At 68.4% G+C, this 20,707-nt stretch carries 20 protein-coding genes; 15 read left to right on the top strand and 5 right to left on the bottom strand.

Annotated features, from left to right (window positions below; translation table 11 throughout):
* Positions 1–265 precede the first annotated feature (265 nt).
* The 3 genes from AC6JBM_RS04510 (at position 266) to AC6JBM_RS04520 (ending at position 3,353) form a co-directional block, all read left to right on the top strand.
* Complete coding sequence (locus AC6JBM_RS04510; RefSeq protein ID WP_497982359.1) at positions 266–1,483, top strand: DUF932 domain-containing protein; 1,218 nt, start codon at positions 266–268, stop codon at positions 1,481–1,483.
* 565 nt (positions 1,484–2,048) lie between these two features.
* Positions 2,049–2,621 (top strand): hypothetical protein, encoded by a 573-nt coding sequence (locus AC6JBM_RS04515; protein ID WP_497982360.1) that lies wholly within the window; start codon positions 2,049–2,051, stop codon positions 2,619–2,621.
* A gap of 246 nt (positions 2,622–2,867) precedes the next feature.
* The gene (locus AC6JBM_RS04520) at positions 2,868–3,353 is read left to right on the top strand and encodes a hypothetical protein (RefSeq protein ID WP_497982361.1); all 486 of its coding nucleotides are present in this window, start codon (positions 2,868–2,870) and stop codon (positions 3,351–3,353) included.
* 244 nt (positions 3,354–3,597) lie between these two features.
* Here the strand turns inward: AC6JBM_RS04520 and AC6JBM_RS04525 are convergent, their stop codons facing one another.
* The gene (locus AC6JBM_RS04525; protein ID WP_497982362.1) at positions 3,598–4,029 is read right to left on the bottom strand and encodes a GNAT family N-acetyltransferase; all 432 of its coding nucleotides are present in this window, start codon (positions 4,027–4,029) and stop codon (positions 3,598–3,600) included.
* A 265-nt stretch (positions 4,030–4,294) separates the two neighbouring features.
* A complete protein-coding gene (locus AC6JBM_RS04530) occupies positions 4,295–5,359 on the bottom strand; it encodes a hypothetical protein (protein WP_497982363.1) in 1,065 nt (354 codons plus the stop codon).
* Positions 5,360–5,990: 631 nt separating this feature from the next.
* Between AC6JBM_RS04530 and AC6JBM_RS04535 the strand changes: the two genes are divergently transcribed.
* The 6 genes from AC6JBM_RS04535 to AC6JBM_RS04560 all read left to right on the top strand — a co-directional run bounded on the left by AC6JBM_RS04535 (position 5,991) and on the right by AC6JBM_RS04560 (position 11,473).
* Entirely contained in the window at positions 5,991–6,161 is a 171-nt protein-coding gene (locus AC6JBM_RS04535; RefSeq protein WP_497982364.1) for a hypothetical protein, read from the top strand.
* Positions 6,161–7,102 carry a DNA-processing protein DprA gene (locus AC6JBM_RS04540; RefSeq protein WP_497982365.1) on the top strand — a complete coding sequence of 314 codons (942 nt, stop codon included), beginning with the start codon at positions 6,161–6,163 and terminating at the stop codon, positions 7,100–7,102. Before AC6JBM_RS04535 ends, AC6JBM_RS04540 begins: the two co-directional genes overlap by 1 nt.
* Positions 7,103–7,262: 160 nt before the next feature.
* Entirely contained in the window at positions 7,263–8,120 is an 858-nt protein-coding gene (locus AC6JBM_RS04545; RefSeq protein ID WP_497982366.1) for a hypothetical protein, read from the top strand.
* Positions 8,121–8,218: 98 nt separating this feature from the next.
* Positions 8,219–8,404, top strand: a complete 186-nt coding sequence (locus AC6JBM_RS04550) for a hypothetical protein (protein WP_497982367.1) — start codon at positions 8,219–8,221, stop codon at positions 8,402–8,404.
* A gap of 267 nt (positions 8,405–8,671) precedes the next feature.
* On the top strand, positions 8,672–9,778 hold the full coding sequence (locus AC6JBM_RS04555) for a hypothetical protein (protein ID WP_497982368.1): 1,107 nt from the start codon (positions 8,672–8,674) through the stop codon (positions 9,776–9,778).
* Between the two features lie 618 nt (positions 9,779–10,396).
* Positions 10,397–11,473 (top strand): C40 family peptidase, encoded by a 1,077-nt coding sequence (locus AC6JBM_RS04560; protein ID WP_497982369.1) that lies wholly within the window; start codon positions 10,397–10,399, stop codon positions 11,471–11,473.
* Between the two features lie 17 nt (positions 11,474–11,490).
* Here the strand turns inward: AC6JBM_RS04560 and AC6JBM_RS04565 are convergent, their stop codons facing one another.
* Positions 11,491–12,273: a transposase family protein gene (locus tag AC6JBM_RS04565; protein ID WP_497982370.1), complete on the bottom strand. Its 783-nt coding sequence runs from the start codon at positions 12,271–12,273 to the stop codon at positions 11,491–11,493.
* A gap of 1,750 nt (positions 12,274–14,023) precedes the next feature.
* Positions 14,024–14,935, bottom strand: coding sequence for a hypothetical protein (locus AC6JBM_RS04570; RefSeq protein WP_497982371.1), 912 nt, complete (start codon positions 14,933–14,935; stop codon positions 14,024–14,026).
* Between the two features lie 538 nt (positions 14,936–15,473).
* Here AC6JBM_RS04570 and AC6JBM_RS04575 point away from each other — a divergent pair.
* From AC6JBM_RS04575 to AC6JBM_RS04590, 4 genes are all read left to right on the top strand, one after another.
* Positions 15,474–15,791 (top strand): hypothetical protein, encoded by a 318-nt coding sequence (locus AC6JBM_RS04575; RefSeq protein WP_497982372.1) that lies wholly within the window; start codon positions 15,474–15,476, stop codon positions 15,789–15,791.
* A 685-nt stretch (positions 15,792–16,476) separates the two neighbouring features.
* Positions 16,477–17,184: a hypothetical protein gene (locus AC6JBM_RS04580; RefSeq protein ID WP_497982373.1), complete on the top strand. Its 708-nt coding sequence runs from the start codon at positions 16,477–16,479 to the stop codon at positions 17,182–17,184.
* A 237-nt stretch (positions 17,185–17,421) separates the two neighbouring features.
* Positions 17,422–18,273 carry a tyrosine-type recombinase/integrase gene (locus AC6JBM_RS04585; RefSeq protein WP_497982374.1) on the top strand — a complete coding sequence of 284 codons (852 nt, stop codon included), beginning with the start codon at positions 17,422–17,424 and terminating at the stop codon, positions 18,271–18,273.
* A 235-nt stretch (positions 18,274–18,508) separates the two neighbouring features.
* Positions 18,509–18,865, top strand: coding sequence for a hypothetical protein (locus AC6JBM_RS04590; RefSeq protein WP_497982375.1), 357 nt, complete (start codon positions 18,509–18,511; stop codon positions 18,863–18,865).
* Between the two features lie 226 nt (positions 18,866–19,091).
* On the opposite strand, the gene AC6JBM_RS04595 is transcribed toward AC6JBM_RS04590, so the two are convergent.
* Complete coding sequence (locus tag AC6JBM_RS04595) at positions 19,092–19,901, bottom strand: hypothetical protein (protein ID WP_497982376.1); 810 nt, start codon at positions 19,899–19,901, stop codon at positions 19,092–19,094.
* Positions 19,902–20,084: 183 nt separating this feature from the next.
* On the opposite strand from AC6JBM_RS04595, the gene AC6JBM_RS04600 reads away from it, so the two are divergent.
* The gene (locus tag AC6JBM_RS04600) at positions 20,085–20,465 is read left to right on the top strand and encodes an Imm21 family immunity protein (protein ID WP_497982377.1); all 381 of its coding nucleotides are present in this window, start codon (positions 20,085–20,087) and stop codon (positions 20,463–20,465) included.
* 4 nt (positions 20,466–20,469) lie between these two features.
* A complete protein-coding gene (locus tag AC6JBM_RS04605; RefSeq protein WP_497982378.1) occupies positions 20,470–20,673 on the top strand; it encodes an Imm21 family immunity protein in 204 nt (67 codons plus the stop codon).
* Positions 20,674–20,707: the final 34 nt, after the last annotated feature.

Below are 20,707 nucleotides of genomic sequence, written 5' to 3' on the forward strand. Positions count from 1 at the left end.
GCATCCTCGCCGAACCTGCCCGACCGGCGGGAGCCGCCTGTGCGACAGGCGAACCGCACCACGGTATGCGTTACCACCGCCAACCCTTGCGCGCGCTGCTGCGCGGCCCAGGGCCGGCATCGCGATAACCACCCGACCGTGCACCAGCGCCCGCGCCCCGGGTGGGTCGCGGGCCGTGCGGTCAACACACCGGGAAGCCCCGGGCGTGGTACCGCCCGGGGCTTCCTGCACGGGTCACCAAACCCTTGGAAGGAGCCAAGACCCGATGACCAACACGCTACCCGCGGGCGACCGCAACGCGGCCTTCACCGCCGAACGGCGCAACCAGCTTGACGCTGCCGCTGACCGGCGCGCCGACATCGAGGCTCGCATCGCCGCGGGCACCCTGGTACCGGTCGGTAACGGCCGCTACCGGGTCAACGACCCGAACAGCTGGGACAACGGCGAAGTCTGGACCTTGACCGATGGCGAGGTCCTGCCGGAGCACGGCCTGGACATCACCACCGGCAAGGTTGCCCTGTACTCCCGGGTGCCGGCCTGGCACGAGCTGGGCAATGTCATCCCCGAGGGCACCAGCGACATCGACACCGTCCTGGACGCCGGTGGCATCGGCTTCGAGGTGGTCCGCCGGCCGGTGCTCTACCAGAACGCCCTGGCCGGGCCGGCCAAGGTCCTCCCGAACCAGTTCGTCACCGTCCGGCAGGACACCGAAGCTGGCCTCGGTGTCGTCGGCGCCCGCTACGAGGTGTTCCAGAACCGCGACATCTTCGAGTTCCTGCAGGATCTCGTGGCCAACCACGAGGTGGTCTGGGAGTCGGCCGGCGCGTTGCGTGACGGTCGGCGGGTGTTTGTGTGCCTGCGGCTGCCCGAGACGGTCACCATCGACGCGGCCGGCATCAACGACCAGATCGTGCCCTACATCGCTGCGATCAACTCCCACGACGGGTCCAGCCTGGCCCAAGTGGTGGTCACGCCGTGGCGGATCGAGTGCGGCAACACCGAACGGTTCGCGGTCCGCGACGCATTCACCCGGTGGGGCGTGCGGCATACCCGCAACGCCCGCGACCGTGTCGCCGAGGCCCGCCGGACGCTGGGCCTGTCGGTCAAGTACTTCGACGCGTTCGCCGCGGAGGAGGAAGCTCTGGCCCGCACCGCGCTGACCATCGCCGAGTTCCACCAGGTGCTGGAGCAGCTGTGGCCCGCGCCCGAGCAGGGCGCACCGAAGCGGACTGTCACCCACCACACCAACCGCCGCGACATGCTGGCCGGGTTGTGGACGGCCAACACCGACCGGCTGGGCTCCACTGCCTACGCGGCGGAGCGGGCCATCACCGAGTACGCCGACTGGAAGCAGCCCAACCGGCCCACCGGGTCGCTGCGTGGCCGGGACCTCGCCGCCCGGGCGACCGCGGTCCTGGAAGGCAGCCACGACGACATCAAGTCCCGGGCCCACCGGCAGTTGCTGACGATGACCCGCCGCTAGCCCGCCCGCCGCCCCGACGCGTCCCGCCCTGAGCCGCCCGGCCCGGGGCGTCCTCGCGTGTCGGGGCGGCACCCCGGCGGCAGGCCGCTGCACAGGCGTGGCGCGCGGTGCGCCGGCTGGGTTCCTCGGCGCGTGTCGTCGAGGTCGTCAACCGGCGCACCGGCCCACGGATCTCGATCGACCTCCTCGAGGACGAGCCGGGGACGCCGACGCCGGCGGCCGGCCGTGCGCTCACGCCTCCATCGGCGCATGCAGCAGCGAACGCGACGTCACCGCGCACCGGATGCGATAACTCGGCTGGTCTACCGCCCTGGAGCTGGCCGGCATCCCCCAGTTACTCCCTCAACAACGCTGCCGTCACCCGCGACTGGTTCACCAACCAGTTCCGCAGCATCTGGTGCTCGAGGCGCCACCGCACCGAAGTCCTCCAACGCGCCACGACGTAAACCGCTCTGCCGCTGCAGCAGAGCGGTTCCTCCGCCGCCTGACCGTCCCGCGCACCGTGCCGTAACGCGACAGCCGACGGCCGCCCCGGTGCACCTTCGACATCGAAAGGCATCACCCTGTGCCCACCAGCCGCGTCATCACAACCGGCCATGCCCCGGCCGCCGCGGACGCTCCGCCGCCGATCCCGCTGTGGCTGGCCCACCGGCCTGTCGTGGCCGGCCTGGCCGTGCCCTGGATCACCGCCCGCGGCCTCGACGGCCGCTACCTGTTCGGCGGCCTCGACCCGCAACGCCAGCACCAGGCCATCACCGAACACCGCTGCCAGGTCTGCGGCCGAGAGCTCGACTGGCGCAGCATCCTGCTGCTGCGGCTCAGCGACCTGCCCCGCCACCGCACGCCCGAACCGGCTCTCGACCCGGTCTGCGCCGCGTACACCGCCGCCGCCTGCCCCATGGTCGCCGGCCGCATGACCCGCCACCGCAGCACCCCAATCGCCCTCGGCCACGGCATCAGCAGCGCCGTCGACCAGCCGGCCCGGCTCGGCGCCCCCGCCGAACCCTGGTTCGCCGTCTGGCTCGACCGCTACACCACCGCCACCGACGATGACAGCGGACTGCTGATCGCCTCCTACGAAGGCATCCGTCCACGCCGCATACGGCCGATCACCTGGCGGCTTCCGCCGGCCTGGTGACCTGCAGGCCAGCCGCAAGCTAATTCACCTCTACCGCCACGACAGCGCAGGGGTGAGGGGCCGGTCCCGGCGTAGCCCGTGCAGCGACCGCGACACGCTCGCACGCCATACCGCGGGGGAAACCCACAACCCGACGACGAGCACCACACCGCCACGCCGGGAGCCGGCCCCGCCAGCCTCCGCGACGGCGGAGGCACGTGTGCGCCGGCTCCCCGGATGGCCAAGCCAATCCTTGGAGGAGACACCATGCCCTGTCATCACCTTCCGGCCCCGGTCCGGCCACTGCGGCCCTTCCGGGTCCTGCGCCACCACACGCAGGTCCCCGGCTTCATCACCTACAAGACCCGCGCGGCACGCGACGCCGCAGCCCAGCGGTGGGCCGACCACGACGGACACCTGGTCGTCACCGAACTCTGGGACGCCTCGCATCCCCAAGACCCCGCCAACCGCGGCTGGGCCGTCGATGGCCTGGTCGCACCACGGCACGTGACCGTCACCCTGCACATCGACAACGTCTACGAGCTGTACGGCACCGTCGAGACCACCGCGACCGTGACCATCCCGGTGCCACCCGCCGATCAGGACAGCGGCGCCTATGACGACTGGGCACAGGAGTACATCTTCGCCGAGACCGGCACCGGCCGCACCGGCGGCAACGCCGGCTACTTCGTGCGCATTACCGCCTCCACGAACCCTGACCTGGTCGGCCGCGAGTTCGCGTTCGGTCTCTGACCTGAAGCCGCCGGTACGCCGCCTCAGGCGGTGCGGGTTCACAACCTGGTACCGGCTCGCCCAGCCATATACCGCAGAAGGAAACCATGCACCACCACAACCCGCGGTACCTGACGGGCATCGCCGTCTCTCCGGCGCGGCACGACGGCGAAGCTGTTGCTGGCCCCGTCGGTGAGAACGGGTTTCTGGCGTACAAAATCGCGAATGACCAAGCGGACAAGCAGGCGTGCCTGCTGTCCCTGGGTCAGCCATCCAGCCGGTATACCTTGGAGTCGCGCAGATGAAATCCGAGCCGCTCGTACAAGCGGTTCGCGGCCTCGCGTGACGGCCGCGAGGTTAGGTCGACGGTCCGCGCGCCGTTGTTGCGGGCAAGCTGGACGGCCGCCTGGGTCAATGTCGCGCCGACCCCGTGGCCGCGCGCTGCCCCGTCGACCACGACGTCTTCGATCCAGGCGCGCATGCCGGTGGGAATGGGGAACATGACCAGGGTGAGCGTGCCGACGATCTCGCCGTCGATGCGAGCGACGAGCAGGTGATTGCCCGGCCAGCCGGCAAGGGTTCGCAACGCCTCCGCATCGAGGGGCGGGGCGGATCGCGACAGCTGGGGCAGCAGCCGGCCGAATGCCTTGACCAGCTCGTCAGTGATGTCCTGTACGACCTCGATGTCGACGCTCATACTCGATGACCTTAGCGGTGGGCGCGCAGCATCCTCGACGACATGGGTCATGTCACGTGAGGTTGTGACTCATCAGGAGGACGCGTTTACGAAGCAGGTGCGGCGGCATGATGATGGCGCGCCGACGGATGGAAGGTGGTGCATGTCGCGTGCAGGTCATCTCGGCGGCAAGAGATGGTGCTCGCCGGTGGCCGCCGACGGATCTGGCCGATGAGCGGGTACCGACCCGTCAGCTGAGGTCGATCTGAGTGCTCGAAAGGTGGGATTACTCCGGCTTCGCCTGGCGTGTCGGCCATTGCCCGGCTGCCCGTCCGTTGCGGACCGCGCCGTCGGGTATGAGGTCGCGCAGTGCGCTTCTGGGGTCCGTGTCGAACCGGACGGGCGGAGCGGCCGGGCCGAAGCAGCGCTCGGCAATCAGCTGCAGCAGGGCGCGTTGGGCCGGATCGAGCGGCCGTGCTGACGGGAAGCCGTCCGGAAATGCCTTCGCGCGCAGCCGTGCGCCCCAGTCGCCGGCGTAGGTGCCGTCCGGCGCGTCGGCCAGCAGCGGCGTCAGCGCCGCGATGAGCTCGTCGAGCGTCGCACGTTCGATGGCGGCGGGCAGGAGCCGGAACGGGAAGAGCCGCCCGAAATGCGGCAACACCTGCTGGCACCATGCGGCGTCGATCGGGGCCGACAGCACGTGGAGGATCGCCTGGGTGCCGGCAGGCGTTCGGACGGTCGCGGCGGACAGCGCGGCGGTCGCGCGCACGACGGGATCCGGGTCGTGCTGCAGCACCGGTGCGGTGTCGTAGCCCCATGAGGCGAGGATCAGCACCGCCATGACCCGCACACCGCGATCGGGCGACGTTAGGGCGTTCTCACGCAGCCACACGGCCGTGTCGTGGCGGTGACCATTGAGTTCTGGGGCATCGAGCAGACATGCGACCGTCCCCAACGCTGCGAAGACGACCTCGGGATCGGGGTCGGCGCACCACAGACGTGCGGCGTGGTAGACGCGCGGGCGAGCGGCACGGCAGGCAGCGATCTCGGCCGGGCCGCCCGCCGAGGGCCACTGGTCGTGCTCGGCAGCGGCCTCCATGACGGAGGTCAGCCAGCCGAGCAGCTTGGCCCGTAACGGCACCAGCTTGGCACCGCGCCTCGCATCGGCCGGTACCGGCGTCAACGTCCGCTGATCGCCGAGGACGGCGACCACGAAATCCACGGCCGGTGGCGTCGCCGGGTAGACGGAGTCCTGATGGTGAACCAGCTCGTAGAGATCATCGAGCGCCCTGACCTGCGCCGCAACGTCCTGACTCAACAGCGCCGCGAGGATTTCCGGCGTCTGCGGCACCCCTGGCGCCGTGCCGAACGCATGCCGGACCGCTGACCAATCGGTCTCTGCGAGAAGATCCTCGTAGCGTATCGCCCAAGTATGGGTCCCGAACTGCCGACATCGGCCGCCGGACGGCTGGACCCGGGCTCGCCGACAAGCGGTTCCCCGAAGTCACCGACGAAGCCATCTTGACGACGTGATTGCCGTGATCGCAGCCCATGTCACCTCGAGCACCGCCCACCGGCCGCGTCCGATCCTGCAGCACTCGTCGAGCTGCTCCGGCACGGCGAACAGCCGTCAGCGGATCAACGGACAGCCACGACCTGCTGTCCGGCTGATCGCCGCGAGCGGAACCCTATCGCGGTCACCCCGCATGGCGCGCGGCCATCCAGTGATCCCGGCAGTTCGACCGTGCGGCCGGCGCGGAACTGGAACGGCTCAGCGTGCGAGCCGAGTCGACCGGCGACTACCGATACCGCGACGAACGCTCAGCCGACTACGGCGAACTCACCTGGGAACACTTGCGCAGTCTCCTGACCCACCTCGACGACGTCTCCTGATCTCGTCGAGTGGCCCGGCGAAACCCCTGCGGGGGTCCACCGACCTGGCATGTCGGTGCTGAGAAGCCTGCCGAAAGGAGACACCAACCATGTGTGAGCACATCGCAGCAGCACGCGCCCCGGGCAGCGTCGACGCCCGCCACGGCGAGCCGGCCGCGACGATCGTCGAGCACACACGCGACGTTCGGGCCGACCTCACTGATGTTGCTGAGTGCACGGCGCTGCGCCTCACCAGTCCCGGACGGGGGCGGGTGCGGTGATGGCCGGCATCGGCGACGTCCGGATGGCTCGGGCCACGCTTGCCGGGCTGGCCCACCTCGCCAACCCGTGGCTGGTCGAGGTCATCGCCACCCACCAGCCGGTCGACGCGCTCGCCCGGCTCGCCGCGGCGGACCTGCCCGACGTCATGCTCGACGCACTGCCCGCCGGCGCTGCCGGCCCGCAGTTGCTTGAGCAGGCCGCCGCCATCGCCCGGCAGACCGCCCGTGCCGGCGCCCGGGTGGTGATCCCGGAGGACGACGAATGGCCCTCGCAGCTGCCCGACCTGGCCGGCGCGCCAGGACTCGGTCTCGGCGCTGTGCTGTGCCTGTGGGTCCGCAGCGACCTCCCACAGCCAGTGTCGGCTGTGCTGGGGCGCGCCGTGGCCGTGGTCGGGGCGCGCGCCGCGACCAGCTACGGCATGCACGTCGCCGCGCAGCTCGGCACCGACCTGGCCGGCACCGGCTGGACCGTGGTGTCCACCGGCGCCTTCGGCATCGACGCCGCCGCACTACGCGGCGCGCTCACCGGCGACGGCACACCGGTTGCTGTCCTCCCGGGCGGCGTAGACCAGCCCCACCCACACGCCAACCGCGACCTGTTCGACCAGATCACCCGGCGCGGCATGCTGCTGAGCCCGTGGCCGCCCGGCACCACACCCCAACGGGCGCGGTACACCGCCACCGCGGCGCTCGTGGCCGCCCTGACCGCCGGAACCGTGCTGGTGGAAGCCAGCACCCGCAGCCGCGCCCTCACCATCGTGCAGCACGCCATCGAACGCGACCGTCCGACGATGGTCGTCCCCGGCCCGGTCACGTCCGCTGTGTCCGACGGCGCCCACCAGACGCTGCGCGCCTTCCCGCAGGCCCGCCTTGTGCGCGGCAGCACCGACGTGCTCGCCGACCTGGCCACGCCACCGGCCACGGCTCCGCCCGCCGGATAGACCAAGCAGCCGGCGGTAGCCCGCCAAGCACAGAACCTTCGACCGTGCAGCCACCCCAGCTGCTCGGTTCGATCCATGGCGCGTGCCTCGAGCGCCCGGGACGAAGAGTCCGGCGCTGCCGCACGCCATCCCAACATCGTCCACGACAAGGAAGGACATCATGCTGTACGTCCTACCGGCCACACCACCCATCGCCGTCGTCGGACCCGACGACACGGCCTGGTGGGCCGCGCTCGGCGAAGCATCAGCCGGTCGATCCGCGCTGGTCATCGGCGACCTGGCCAACCCGGCCGCGGCCCTCGTCATCGCCGCGGCGCTGCCGGAGCTCGGCGCCTACCTGCCGGCCTTCTACGCCGCGTTGCAGCACACCGTCCAAGCCGCACCGCACACGCTCCCGCCAGCTACGGCCAGACGCACCACAAACCCGGCCGCGCAACCCGCCACGACGCTGGTCACCCTGCCGCACACCGGCATCCGGGTCCCGGACGCGACGCTACAGGTCACGTCCTACCGAGAGCTGCCGACCCCGGACGGGGCCGCGTACACCGCGACGGTCCGATGGGGTCGTATCCCGGTCGGGAGCATCCACAACGAGGGCAGGGGCGGTATCACCATGTTCTGGCCGGTGGCCGGATCGGCTTTCGACCGGCGCCGCCTGGCCGCGTTCGTTGCCGCCAGCCGCAGCGCCGACGGCCGGCCACTGACCGAGGAGGATCTGCTCGAGGAACTCGTCACCGAGTATGAGCACGCCGCCCACGTCGCCCGGGCCAGGCGGGCCGGTGGGAGCCCTGTCCAGCTGCGCGTGCCGTTCGGCGTCGGCTTCGACGGGGTGTACTACACCGCTGCACGCCGCATCGCGGCGAAGGTCACCACACCTGCGCAGCGGGCCGCTCTCACCGCCCAACTGCAGCGGCTGGCCGTGCCTGCCGGGGCGTGGTGGCAGCTGTGGACCGGCCAGGCGTGGGAAGACCTCACAACGCCATCGCAGCCCGGCCCGGCGCGGCCGGAGCCGCAGTGAGAGCCCGACCCGGGCGCCGGGCCGGCAGCAGACCGGACACCAGCGTAGGGCCGTCTGCGCCGCGGCGCCCGGCGCTGCCCGCCGGGCAGTTGTATGCGATGGTGCTGGCCCATCTGCGGCAGTATCCGGCGCTGGACTTCAGTCCGGCCGAGCTCGCCAACGCCCTGGACCGGCGCACCTCCCGCGGCGCGATCATCAAGATCTGTCGGCGGCTCGTCGACGAGGCGCTGGCCGTCCGCACCACCCAGCGACCGGAGCGCTACCAGACCGCCCCGCTCGGCTAGCCCACACCGGCCACCGGCTCGTACCGCACCACAGCCCGGCGACACCGGCCGGTCACGTGTCCGGGCATCCCTGATCGGCCACACGACCGTGTCTGCACGCCACCTCGGCGGCGGGCGCTGAACCCCGGTGCCCGCACCTGCGGGACGTCCACGCCTTGCCAGGCGCAGCGTCCCGCCGTGATGGGGGCGCTGCGCCTGCACATCTCGTGCAGGAGGAAACCCAGTGCACTCGATCACCGACCGTTCCCGCCGCCGGGCAGGTGGCGCATGAACGCCGGCGACACCGCCTACAGCACCGACATCGTCAACCACAGCCAGGCCGCCGAACGCGCGGCCTGGGTGTTCTACTGCATCGCCGCGGTCGGCTCCACCATCGGCCAGATCTGGGTCGGCGTGCAAACACCGCCCTGGCCCGCTTCCCTGGACTGGTGGTGGCGCGCAGCGTTGGTGACCCCGTTCGCCGCCGTCATCGACCTCGGCGGCGTCGTCACCTCAGCGTTCGCCGACGCCCGGCAACGCCTCGGCGAAACCGCCTACAGCTGGCGGGTCCTGTCCGCCGGCGCCGTCACCACCGGCGTTGCCATCAACATCATCGGGCACGCCGACGTGCCCTATCTGGCCGTCGTGTTCGGCGGCCTCGGCGTGTTCGCATACTGCGTCTGGCTGCTGCACGCCGCAGCCCGCCGCCGCGACGCGCTCCGCGCCGTGGGCAAGCTGGCCGACACCGCCCCCGTCTACGGACTCGCGCAGTGGTGGCGCGAGCCCGCCGTCACCCGCCGCGCCCGCACCCTCGCACTCGCGTACGGCTACACCCTGCACGAGTCCCTCGACGCCGCCCGGGCCCAGCTGCGCGACGAGCGGCGCCGTGCCGCGCTCGCCCAGCACGTCGAAACCCTCATCCGATCCCGGCACGAAGATCCGGTCCGGGCTGCGATCGCGGCCACCACACTGGACATCGACGCCGTCGCCGCCGCGCTGAGCGCTCACGCCGACGTGATCGGCTGGGCCCGCGTGATCGGCGCCGACCTGGTGCCCCCGCCGCTGGCCGCCGCCGTCAACGGTGACAGCGACGGCCTGGACGCCGCGCCAACCGTGGGGCAGGCGATGCCACCCACGGACGTACTACGCCGGATTCCGACCAACCAGGCTGCCTACGACCGGTGGCGGCAGCTATGGGCCGAACTGGCCGCCGAGCCCGACATCGACCTGCAAGCCTTCGCGGACCTGCACGACATCTCCCTCCGCCAAGCCCAGTGGATCCGCAGCGTCGGGCCCACCGGCCTGCTGAACTCGCCGACCCCACCCGCCGTGCGGCTGGCTCAACTGGCCCGCAGCAACGGCCACCTGCCCCACCCCCCGACACCGACGAGCTGACCACCGCAGCGTGCGCCGGGCCACCACCCCGTGGCCCGGCGCACCGTCGCGCCGCCCGCCAGCATCCACTCCCTGTGTCCACGCTCGGCCGCGACGCCGCCCATGACAGACCCGGCGAGCACACCGGTCCCGCCCACCTGGCCAGCACCCGCTGCCGACCTCACGGATCCTGCTCGCCAGAGGCACACGAGACCAGTTCGTACCGGGCTCGACCAAGCCCGGGCCCGCGTCGCGCGCACCAGCCCGCGGGACGCAGCGGCGTGCCAACCAACCACAGCTGCAGGCCGAACCCCAACACCACCGGCACGCCGATGGTGTGGCGACCAGCATGCCGACTGCAGCGGGATCGTGGCGCTGCCGCGCGACTGAAGCCTGCGACGGCGCACTGCACGTTCACGGAAGGACGTCTCGAACGCGATCCTTGGCCGTGCTGCTGTCCCGTTCACCGGGCCGCTCGGTGCGCGTATCGCGCCCTTTTTTTCGTTTCTGAAGGCTTCATCCCTCGTCCGGGCCGCGCATATCGGGCCCTTTTCCGTTTCTGGAGGCTTCCATGACAAGACAACAACCGCGCCACCCCGCACCAGCGCACCGTCCCCGACCCGCGGTGCAGGTGGCACCGTGACCTCCAAGGCCCTGGCCGCAATCGTCGCGGCGCTCCTCGGCGTCATCGTGGTCTGCGCGCTCGCCGGCGCCGCCCTGTTCGGCGCCGCCGGATGCGGCCTGCCCATGCCCGCTGGCGGCCAGACGCTGACCGTCCCCGCCGGCAGTTGGCCGCCGACCGGGGCGTACAGCCGCGACCAGGTCGCCACGGCCGCCACCATCGTGTCGGTCGGCGCCCAGATGGGCGTCCCAGTCCGCGGCTGGGTCATCGCCGTAGCCACCGCGATCCAGGAGTCGAGCCTCAGCAACCCCACCGGCGACGACCAGGACTCGATCGGATTGTTCCAGCAACGGCCCAGCCAAGGCTGGGGCACCCCCGAGCTACTCCACGACCCCGTGTACGCCAGCCAGCAGTTCTTCACCAAGCTCCTCACCGTCCCGAACTGGCAGACCATGGCGCTGACCGACGCCGCGCAGGCGGTTCAGCGCAGCGCGACACCGGACGCATTCGCCAAGTGGGAGCCAGACGCCAGCATGCTGGTCAACACGATCGGCACCGGCACGTTCTGGGACAGCAGCGCCAGCCCCGTCGACACCGTCGGATTCGACTGCGACGGGGACGGCGGCGACGGCCAGGCCAGCGGCGATACGGTGCCGCTGCCAGCCGACTACAGCCTGCCGCCCACGACGCCACCGGCGGTGGCCACCGCCATCTTCTGGGCGTTGGGCCAGTTGGGGACGCCGTACCATTTCGGCGGCGACTGCACCGCCGCGCACTCCGGCAATCCGGCGCACCAATGCGACTGCTCGTCGCTGGTCCAGCAGGCGTACCGAGCGGCCGGCATCAGCATTCCCCGCACCACCTTCGAGCAGATCTCCGCCGGCACCGCAGTCTCAGACGTCAGCCAAATTCAGCCGGGCGACCTGCTGTTCATCCCCGGCAGCAACGGCACCCCGGACCACCCCGGCCACGTCGGGCTATACCTCGGCAATGACCTGCTGGTGCAGGCACCACACACTGGAGACATAGTCAAGATCTCCAAGGTTTCTGGCTGGGCCAACGGAATCTCCATCATCCGCCGCATCGTCAAATAGCTTTTATTGAGCCATTTTCATCGTGTGTAGTGCCTGGTCTCCACGTGGTGTAGCGCGAGGATGGCTTGCACGATCGTGGTGGCTCGGCGTGGGCAGCAGCGGAGTTTCGCCAGGATCTTCCAGGTTTTGAGGGTGGCGATCGCGCGTTCGCCGCAGGCCCGGATCTTCGCGTGGGCCTTGTTCACCGCCTTCTGCCGGCGCGACAGCTTCAGCCGGTGACGGTGGCGTTTGAACGGGGTGCGTACGGTCCCGCCGGCGCCTTGGTAGCCCTTGTTGGCGAGCGTCTGCACGCCGGCGGCGCTCAGCGCGTCGATGATGTTGTGGGTGCGGGCGGCGGTCAGGTCGTGGGTCGCGCCGGGCAGCGCCGGCGACGTCCACACGAGGCGGCCGGTGGGGTCTGCGATGACCTGCACGTTGACGCCGTGTCGTCGGTGTTTGCCGGAGTAGTACGGCCGCTGGTCGGCGACCCGGTCGATCGGGATGAGGGTGCCGTCCAGGATCGCGTATGCGAGGGTGCGGATGCGTGCCATCGCTGTGCTGAGGTCGCTGGCGGCCGCGGCGAGCAGGGTGATCGCTTCCTGCACGTATCGCCAGGCGGTCGCGACGCCGACCTCGAACCCGGCGGCGAGGCGGCTGTAGGTGTCGCCGTTGCGGAGGTGGGCAAGGGCGAGCAGCGCCTGCCGGCCCGGGTCGAGGCGCCGCCACCGGGATCGATGCTGGTTGCGGTGCTGGCGGATGCGGTCGGCGAGGTCGTTGAGGGTACGGCTGGACAGCGGGATCGTGGCGGGGTAAGACAGCACAGCGAGGCTCCCGGTCGGGGCATCGGATCTTGGTCGACTGCTGTCTTACCTGGAGCCTCGCCCTCATCGATCCCCGGGCCTGTCACACCCGCCCCGAGCTGCCAGGTCAGCTTGAAAATGGCTCATTGCAACAGATGCAACATTGGCGTCCCTCTACAACTGTTGCCCCCCCCAACGACTTCAGCGCAATCAACAGCTGGACGTGAGCACCACCACCAGCCTCAGCTGGTGGTGCGCGCTCGCCGGACGGTGCTCGTCACAGACGGTGGCTGGCTCGGCGAGGCCGAGGCTTCCTGTCCTGCCGATGAGCGGTCGGCCAATCTCGGTGAGTCCTCACCCGTGCCGGATCTGCTCCTCATCGTGGCCGAATTAGGCCACTGACTGCCGCCGCGCCGAGCAACGCAAACGCCCAACCGGTGAACTTCAGCACGACCAAGGCCACGAACCACGAGTGGAATGGCGAGTCGGATGTTGATCTTCCATCGACGTTCCTACGGTGACGTTGAGTAGCGGAAGCTAGCGAAGGCGGCTACCGGATCTGCCGATGATAGTGAACATCAGTCAGCCTAAATCGGCGATCGGCCGGAAGCGTCCGAACTCCACGTCGGCGACTCGAGCTCAGACGACCGGCGGGTCAAACCAAGGTCAGGTACGGCCCTGACTGAGTCTTGTGGCAGCCGGTAGTATTCATATCCAGCCTCACCTATGCGGGAGTTTCATGATCGCCACCGCCGCATTGCGATGGGATACCCTGTTTCTGGTCAACCCGGCCTGCGGGGGCCTCATATCGACCCAATAAGTCATGCCTTCAGGATGGCGCTTAATGCGCATCCTCCTGTCACTCACGAGAAGTGATGGCTACACGCCTCACGGCACCTTTCGAGCGGGCTTGATCCTTGCAAGCACAAATATTGAGTCCGACGAGGATGATGTAGCTGCCGAACTCTGGAATGCCGTCAGGGCTGCGACCTTTGTTGATACGAGCGTGATCGAAGTTGACCCAGAGGTAACGCCTAGTGATCTCATTGCGATGATCCTGCCAGGGCCCTGGGGACCGGCCGACCTGAGCTCAGGGCGGCAATGCGTGCACGACTGTCATGCTTCGTAACGCGCTTCGGCGGCTTAACCCTCTGCATGGCAATCGATCGCGCTTGAGAATCGTGCGCTGCGTTTAATCAGGAATCTTAAATAGGTTGACATTATCGCTCACGGAATCTCTTGATCAGCAAAGCGAGGCGGTTCGACCGGTCGTCGTCCGACAAGATCCAACAGGATCCCCCGATGATGGCGATTACTGCCGCTAGTACCACTCCAGCGAACAGGATCACACCCACAGCGTCGGCAGTGATCGCCCACGCGACCGCGCCACTCACTGTGGCCGCAGGAAAGATGGCAAGCCCTCTCGGTGCCGGCTTGTTTGATGCCAACGTCGCAGCCTCCTCTGCACGCAGAAACAGAGGCGCGATTCCATGAACCTTGGCCAGCGAGCTGCATCAGCTCGGGCGATGGGCCGGCGCTTCAGCCCGTCGACCAGAATAGGTGAGCCGACCGCGGAAGTCCAGAGGAAGTCGCCATCCGTATCCGGCGCCGCTGCCGACCATACGTGATCGCGTTTCCGAACATGCCGCCGTTGGTGCGCAGCGGCCAGCCGGCGCACATCACATCGAGTAACATCACTGCGAGGTCAGGACTTCCCGTCCTGCCGATGAGCGCGCACCCGACCACCCGCCGACCGTAGTCAACCGACTGATCAGGAGCAGTCGAATCGGTAGTCGAACGGCCGGTCAGGACAGCTCAAGCAGATGAACAAGTAAATGCCGCCGACGTCGCCGAGCATCAAACCGGCCGGGTTCTGGATACGTCGCCATGGATGATCATCAGGGGCATCGAAGCCCCATCCGTCCATCGCCGGGCGGTCCTGCAGGGGAATCCAACGCCGCTCGTCGCCCCGACTGAACTCCCAGCTCGCCACCGTGAGGAGATGCTCCATGGGCACGCCACAACCGCATGCCGGCCAGTCCGGCATCTGGGTCCAACCAGGATAGCCGCCCACCTTCGTACCGGAGGCGACCGCCAAATCGGTCTCGTACTGCCAGCCGGTCTCCCGCTCGATCCGCGCGACGTTGCCCCTGATCTGCAACCAGACAACCTCGGGCAGGTCGCGGCTCGGGTACTCGGTGACGCGTTCCGGGTCCAAGACGCACGGGTCGGGTACGTACTGGGCGTCCGCCTCCTCGTCGGGCTCGGGCAACTCCTGCAGCCTAGCGCCGATATCAGCGCGGCGGCGCCACCTCAGTTCAGGTCGAGGCGAACTCCACGGTTGGTGATCGAACGGGCACCACAGCACCTGCAGCATGTCCGTGCCGGCGGGAAACGGAAGCTCGGGAAGGTCTTCAGCAAACAGCTGCAACACCGGGACAAGCGGCACCTCGGCCTCAGATGGCTGGTTGTCGAGGTGGTCGTACGGTTCCGGCCCATCGCATGTCGGCCAAGGTTCCTTCACCGGCCACAGCAGCGGACCCCCCATCGAACTCTGTTCGACGGTCGGTGCTCCAAGCCTGGGATGCAGCCTTACGGCTGTCATGGCGAAAGGCACGACCTGCGGAAAGACCTCCGGTATGTCGATCGGGCTGGAAGCAGTGGTGCGCACGGCGACGATCATATGGCGATCCTTTGAGTCTGTGGCAACGCTGGACTACCGGGCCACCACACTGACTCGCCAAGAAGCGCGGGTGACAATGTGGCGGTGACCGATCGCGGACCTGAGCGGCTCTCGCCGCCGGTGGTGTGTGACCAGTGCCCGCACCCGATCCGCGAGCACGTGCTGTGGGAACCGGATGAGATCTGCGGCGGCTGGATGCACTGCACGATGCCGGATTGTGATCGCTGCTGGCACGAGTGGCCGGCTCAGCGCCCGACGTCCTGATCTGCCGCCGTTGGTGCGCGGCGGCAGGCACGTGCACGTTACAGCGGGTGACCAGCGCGGCGAGGCCAAGACTTCCTGTCCTGCCGATGAGCGGATGTCTCGAACGGGCGGCAGCCTGTCATGATCAAGCGGATGAGCGACAGCAACATGTTGATGCCGGACGGGGAGTGTCAGCCGTCGACGAGCCCGCAAGACCGGTCGAGCGGGTCGCAGATCGGCGGCCCTAAGTTGGCCGCGGTTGCGGCGGCGACGGCGCGGCGATACGGTCCACGCCGTGATCGCTCCGGTCCACTTGCCCAGGTGCGGTGTCTGTGGCCAGCCGATGGACGACAGGCACGCACATCAGTGGCTTGCCGGCCCTGCTTCGGAAACCGGCAGGCAGGTTGAGTACACGGTGGTCGGCCTGCGCGGAGGAATCGCGAACTTCCAGACAGTCACAGATCCTCTAAAGGTCTACCGGACCGACGCTGCCGTCTTGGCAATGCAGCTTGAGATCGACGTGGCCGACCTAGTTGGCCAGCGCTTTCGCTGCTGGGTGACACCCGCCGAGCACGGCGTTATTCGAAGCGACTTCCGGCGGCTCGAGAGTTGACCATATACCTCGACCGTGGTGTCATCCTGCCGGGCGGCAGCACCGGGGGCAGCTAGGGCTCGCCTGAATCCGAGCTCGACCACGCCTCCCGCTGGTCGTTTCGTCTCCGCCTTCACGGCATCGAGGCGGCCGCTGTTCTTGGCATCCGCTCATGCGGCCGGTCGCGCGCAGCGCGGCTGCTGTCGCGGCAGTAGCGATGATCGATGGATGCCGCCGGTGATTCCGCGGATGCCGACGACGTCCTTGTGGCAATTGGGCATCCGTCTTTGTGAGCTGGAAGCCTCCCTAGTCGAGTGGATCGTCACCGGCCCAGGCTCGGCGTCGGGGACCGATGTGGGGCCCTGTGCGCGCTCTATGCCGCCGTTGGTGCGCGGCGGCTGGCCACTGCTCGTCGCAGACGGTGACTGACTCGGCGGGTCAACAAGATGCCGATGAGCGGATGCCGTTTCCGCCGAACGGGTGTATCAATCCGGACATGGCTCTGCTGCGATGTACCCGTAGCGAACGTCGCGTGGATCGCGCACGCACAGTTGCCGCGGTGGCCCGGTGGTGAGAGCTGCGTGAATCGTTGAGGTGCAAGCTACTATGCTCCGATGAACCGATCTATTTGCCGCCGATCGGAATAGCAAAATCAACGCTTCGAATTGGCCGTGCGACGCATACCGCAGCCGAAGGGGATACCTTAGTGGCGATACATTCGTATCCACCCAAGATTGACCAGAAAGCCCGACTTGAACGCGTCGAGTTGAAGCTTAAGGTGGCGGCAGCGGCGATTGGTCTCTTGACGGCGATCGCAACTACACTGGGAGTCGCGGTTGGGCTCTTCGCAAAGAGAAACGACGCTGCTAGTCGGCAAGTCGACACATCTCGGCAGCAGGTGCAGGTGTTGGAGAGTCAAAATGCATCGCTGAAGAAGCGTGTGGCCGAGCTTGAGAGTGCCTCCCCGACCCGGCCGTCCACCGCTCCAAGCCCAACCTACTCTGCCGCTTACCAGCGCCAACATCTGCGCGCCGAAACGCCCGGCTGCGTCGACAATGGCAACTTTACCACTGGGATTGACTTCGACGAACCAAGAGCGGACGCCGCCAGTGACCGCACTGATGTGCGTCTGTCCGGCTGCAATCCAGGCTCGCTGAACTCCAGTCTCACGCAAGCGGCGGTGCCGAGCGTCGACGCCACACCAGCGGACTGCCTCGAGCAGGTACGCACCCAGCCGGTCCATCTGCCGATCGCCGCCGCGAAGGGATTGGTGCTCTGCTTCGTAACCGATAGCAAGACGGCGGCAAGTCAGGGAGTCAAACAAAAGATCGTGTTCATGAGCCTCGATTCGGTCACAGCACAGGGTGACCGCGGCGTCTTCGACTTAACGCTGACAGCCTGGAACGTGCCGTAAGCACCCTCTGTACTGATCCCAGACCTATCCACCGTAGCCGTAAGTTCGGCAAGCGGCAGGTCGCTGCCAGTGGGTCATAGGTTGGGGTCACGCGTATGTGTGACCCCGATGCACGCATCTGCCGCGGCGGGAGTGCTGGCGTTCATCGAGGCTGGTGACGCACCGTAGTGCATGGCTGTATTTCCTGTCCCGAGCGCCCGCCTCGAGCCTTCGGGTGAGCTTGTTCTGCGGGCCGCGGTGGCGGCCTATCTCGGTCGCTACCGCGGCCTGACCCGGCAGCACAGCGAGTCCGACCTGCGGATCTTCCTGCGCTGGTGCGCCGACCACGAACTCGACCCGCTCGCCGCGATCCGGGTCGACATCGAACGGTACGTGCGCTGGCTGCAGGACGTACGCTGCTACCAGCCATCAACCGTCTCGCGGCGCCTGTCGATCGTGACCGGCTTCTACCGGACCTGCGTGATCGACGGCATCCTGCCGCACTCACCCGCCGACTACGTCCGCCGGCCAACAGTCCCCGCCGAGTCACCGACGCTCGGGCTCGGGCATCTGCAGTTCGAGGCACTGATCACCACCGCCCGGCTGTCGGCAAATCCGAACGACTTCGCGCTGATTGCGCTCCTCGGTCTGCTCGGGCTACGGATCTTCGAAGCCTGTGGTTCCAGCATCACCGACCTCGGCGAAGAACACGGCCACCGCGTCCTGCGCGTCCGCGGCAAAGGCGGCAAGGTCGTCCTGGTGCCGCTGCCGCCAGCGGTAGCCCGGGCAATCGAACGCGCCGTCGGCGACCGCACCGACGGACCGATCCTGCGAAACATGCTCGGCGGGCGCATGGATCGTCACGCCGCCACCCGGCGACTCAGACACCTGGCTGCGGCCGCCGGCGTCCGGATGCCACGGATGCACCCGCACATGCTCCGCCACACGTTCGTCACGACCATGCTCGACGCCGGGGTCAGCCTCCGCGACGTCCAGATCGCCGCCCGCCACGCCGACCCCCGAACCACGATGCGCTACGACCGGGCCCGCAACAACCTCGGCCGCCACCCCAACTACATCCTCGCCGCCTACATGGCCTCCGGAACCTGACCACGACTCACGACCATGCCGATGAGCGCGCGTGGCGCTCATGCTGCGAGGTAAGGGCGCAGCCGCGCCAAACGTCGGCATCCGCCGTCCACTGCAACGTGACCACCGCCTGCTGCGTGACGCCGGCGACCGCTAGGGTGTCAGCGGTAATCGCGGAAGAGTGGCAGCAGCTCACACCAGAGACGCTGCCGCAGCTCACCAGCCGCTTTGCTTTCATGATGCGTGTGTCCGCCAGGTGCTGCAAGAACACGGCTTCGGGCCAGCTTCGGCCCTCAGCCGCACCCGACTCGCGATTGACGTGCGGGAGCAAGCCACCTCAGCGTGGGTCACGCTGTTGATCGGCATGCTCGGTGTCCGGGACTGGCGCGTGGTGGACGTCAACACCTTCAGCTGGGTGCTCTTCGCCGACCCCCACTTAGTTCACGACTCTTCGGGGTTGCTGCATGTCGACTTCGACACGACCATCCCGTCGGATCACCGAACGCCCGCGCAGATGGCGTCGGAGTCGCATCTGTACTGGTCCGCGAAAAGCGTGAGCTGGCTGGCGCTTCCTCACCAGGTGTCCCTCGCTCAGCTACCAGCTCTTCCATAGGTGCAAGTAGCGCACGTTGCAGATCAACTGCGCGGCGGCATCTGTATGGGCGGCCAGCTCTGCGCTGACGGACGACAGCCGCCCCTTGGTCACGGGCACGGATGTCTGCCGCGATCCGGCCGTCGCATAGTCAGACCGGTCGCTTGTCACCTCTCGCCGCCAACCGTCCCTGTTTCCGGCTACGGGGTGTCGTCCGGGAGATGTCCAATTGGGCCGCGGAGGAGCCCTAACCTGTTGGGTCCGACCCGGCGTCCCGGCACAGGTCCGACGCTGTTCGTGCGATCGCCGGGTCGACGGCCCGGGACAGGGCATCGCGCAGGTAGCTGGGAGCGACCGTGAGCGCTTCACGCAGCGTTGCCACCGCGTGGTGCCCGCGGGTACGTCCGGCGATGAGCGGAAGGCACCACAACGCGGCCGGCAGGTAGCGTGCATCGGCGAGCACCCGCGTTCGCAGCGCTGCTCGGGAGGCGTCACGAACCTCTTCGACCCAGTCAACCGAGCGCAGCATGACGACCGGCATCAAGATCGCCAACGGCCCCTTGTCGGTCTTCGGCTCCAGGAAGTCCCACGATGACACCCATCCAGAAGTGCTGATCGGAGCCGTGGCGCCGACGCCGTCAGCCAGTCCATGCACCGGTCCCGTCACCGCGAGCGGGCCGGTGCAGATGGCGTCGATCGCCCGTTGCCGGACACGGCCGTCCGGGTGCATCCCAGCCAGCACCCAGCTCACCGGTCCCGCAGTCCCGTCGAAGAGCCGGCCGCCGACCTCGTCAATCGCCGCCGCATGCCATCCGAACCGCTGCCGCACATGCCGATCCAGGTGATTCCAGCCTGCCCGCTGCCCATGGAAATCGAGCAGCTGGCAGATCAACCGCACAGACCCCGACGGCTCCAACGCCACCAGGCCCTCGACGAACGACCGCAATGCCTCCTGATGCCCCAGCGCTGCGGCGTCCTTCGCCTCGAGCAACCGGGCCAGCCAACGCGGCAAAGCGCCATAGGCCACCGAAGGATTGCGGTAGTACTGCGCGGACATACATGCACTCTGCCCGCTGATGATCCGTCAACGCAACGCCCATCGCGACGCATCGACTCGGCTGCTCATGACTTGATCAGATGCGCGCTATGCCGCTGTCATCGCGCGGCGTTCACTGCTCTTGCTGTCGTCTCCGTACTGCAGGATCGCCGACGGCAGCACGGGCGGTCAACGCTCCGGGCGTTGGACTACGTTGAGGCCGCGGCGGGCATGCAGGCATCACGCTCGTCCTGGCAAGATCGGCGTAGGAGGGTGGCGTCGTTGCAGTACACATGGGTTTCGTCGGCCGGCGGGCCGCTGCTCGTCGCTCCGCAATCGGCCCTATCGCTGTGGACCGGAGCCGATACCACAGATGGACCCCTGGAGGACTGGGGCGACTACGGCCGAGCGTGCGCGATCGATGGATACATCGGTGTGGTCGCCATCAGCGAGCGGCAGGCGCTCGTCCTGGGCGACGAGCCGGCGATGACGACGTACTTGCCCTCGGAACGGCTGTTCTTGCGGTGGGCGGCGGGCGTACGAGGAAGACGATCTGGTGCGCGCCGCGCGCCGTGCGATACGTGACGGCGTGGAATGGGACGCCGATGAAGATGTCCGCTGGGTGGTGGACGGGCCGGTCGTGCTGTTCGATTCGGCGTGGCCTGGATCTGAGCTGGAGGCGGATAACCATCTCGTCGTCGATCTGGAGCCGAGCGCATACCGGGTCCAGGCGGCGTACCGCGCTGATGGCGACAACTGGATGATTCTCGTTCAGCTCCAACCCGCACCATGAACCTGACCGGTCGGCAAAGAACGCAGACCTGATC

Source organism: Dactylosporangium thailandense (assembly GCF_059739745.1).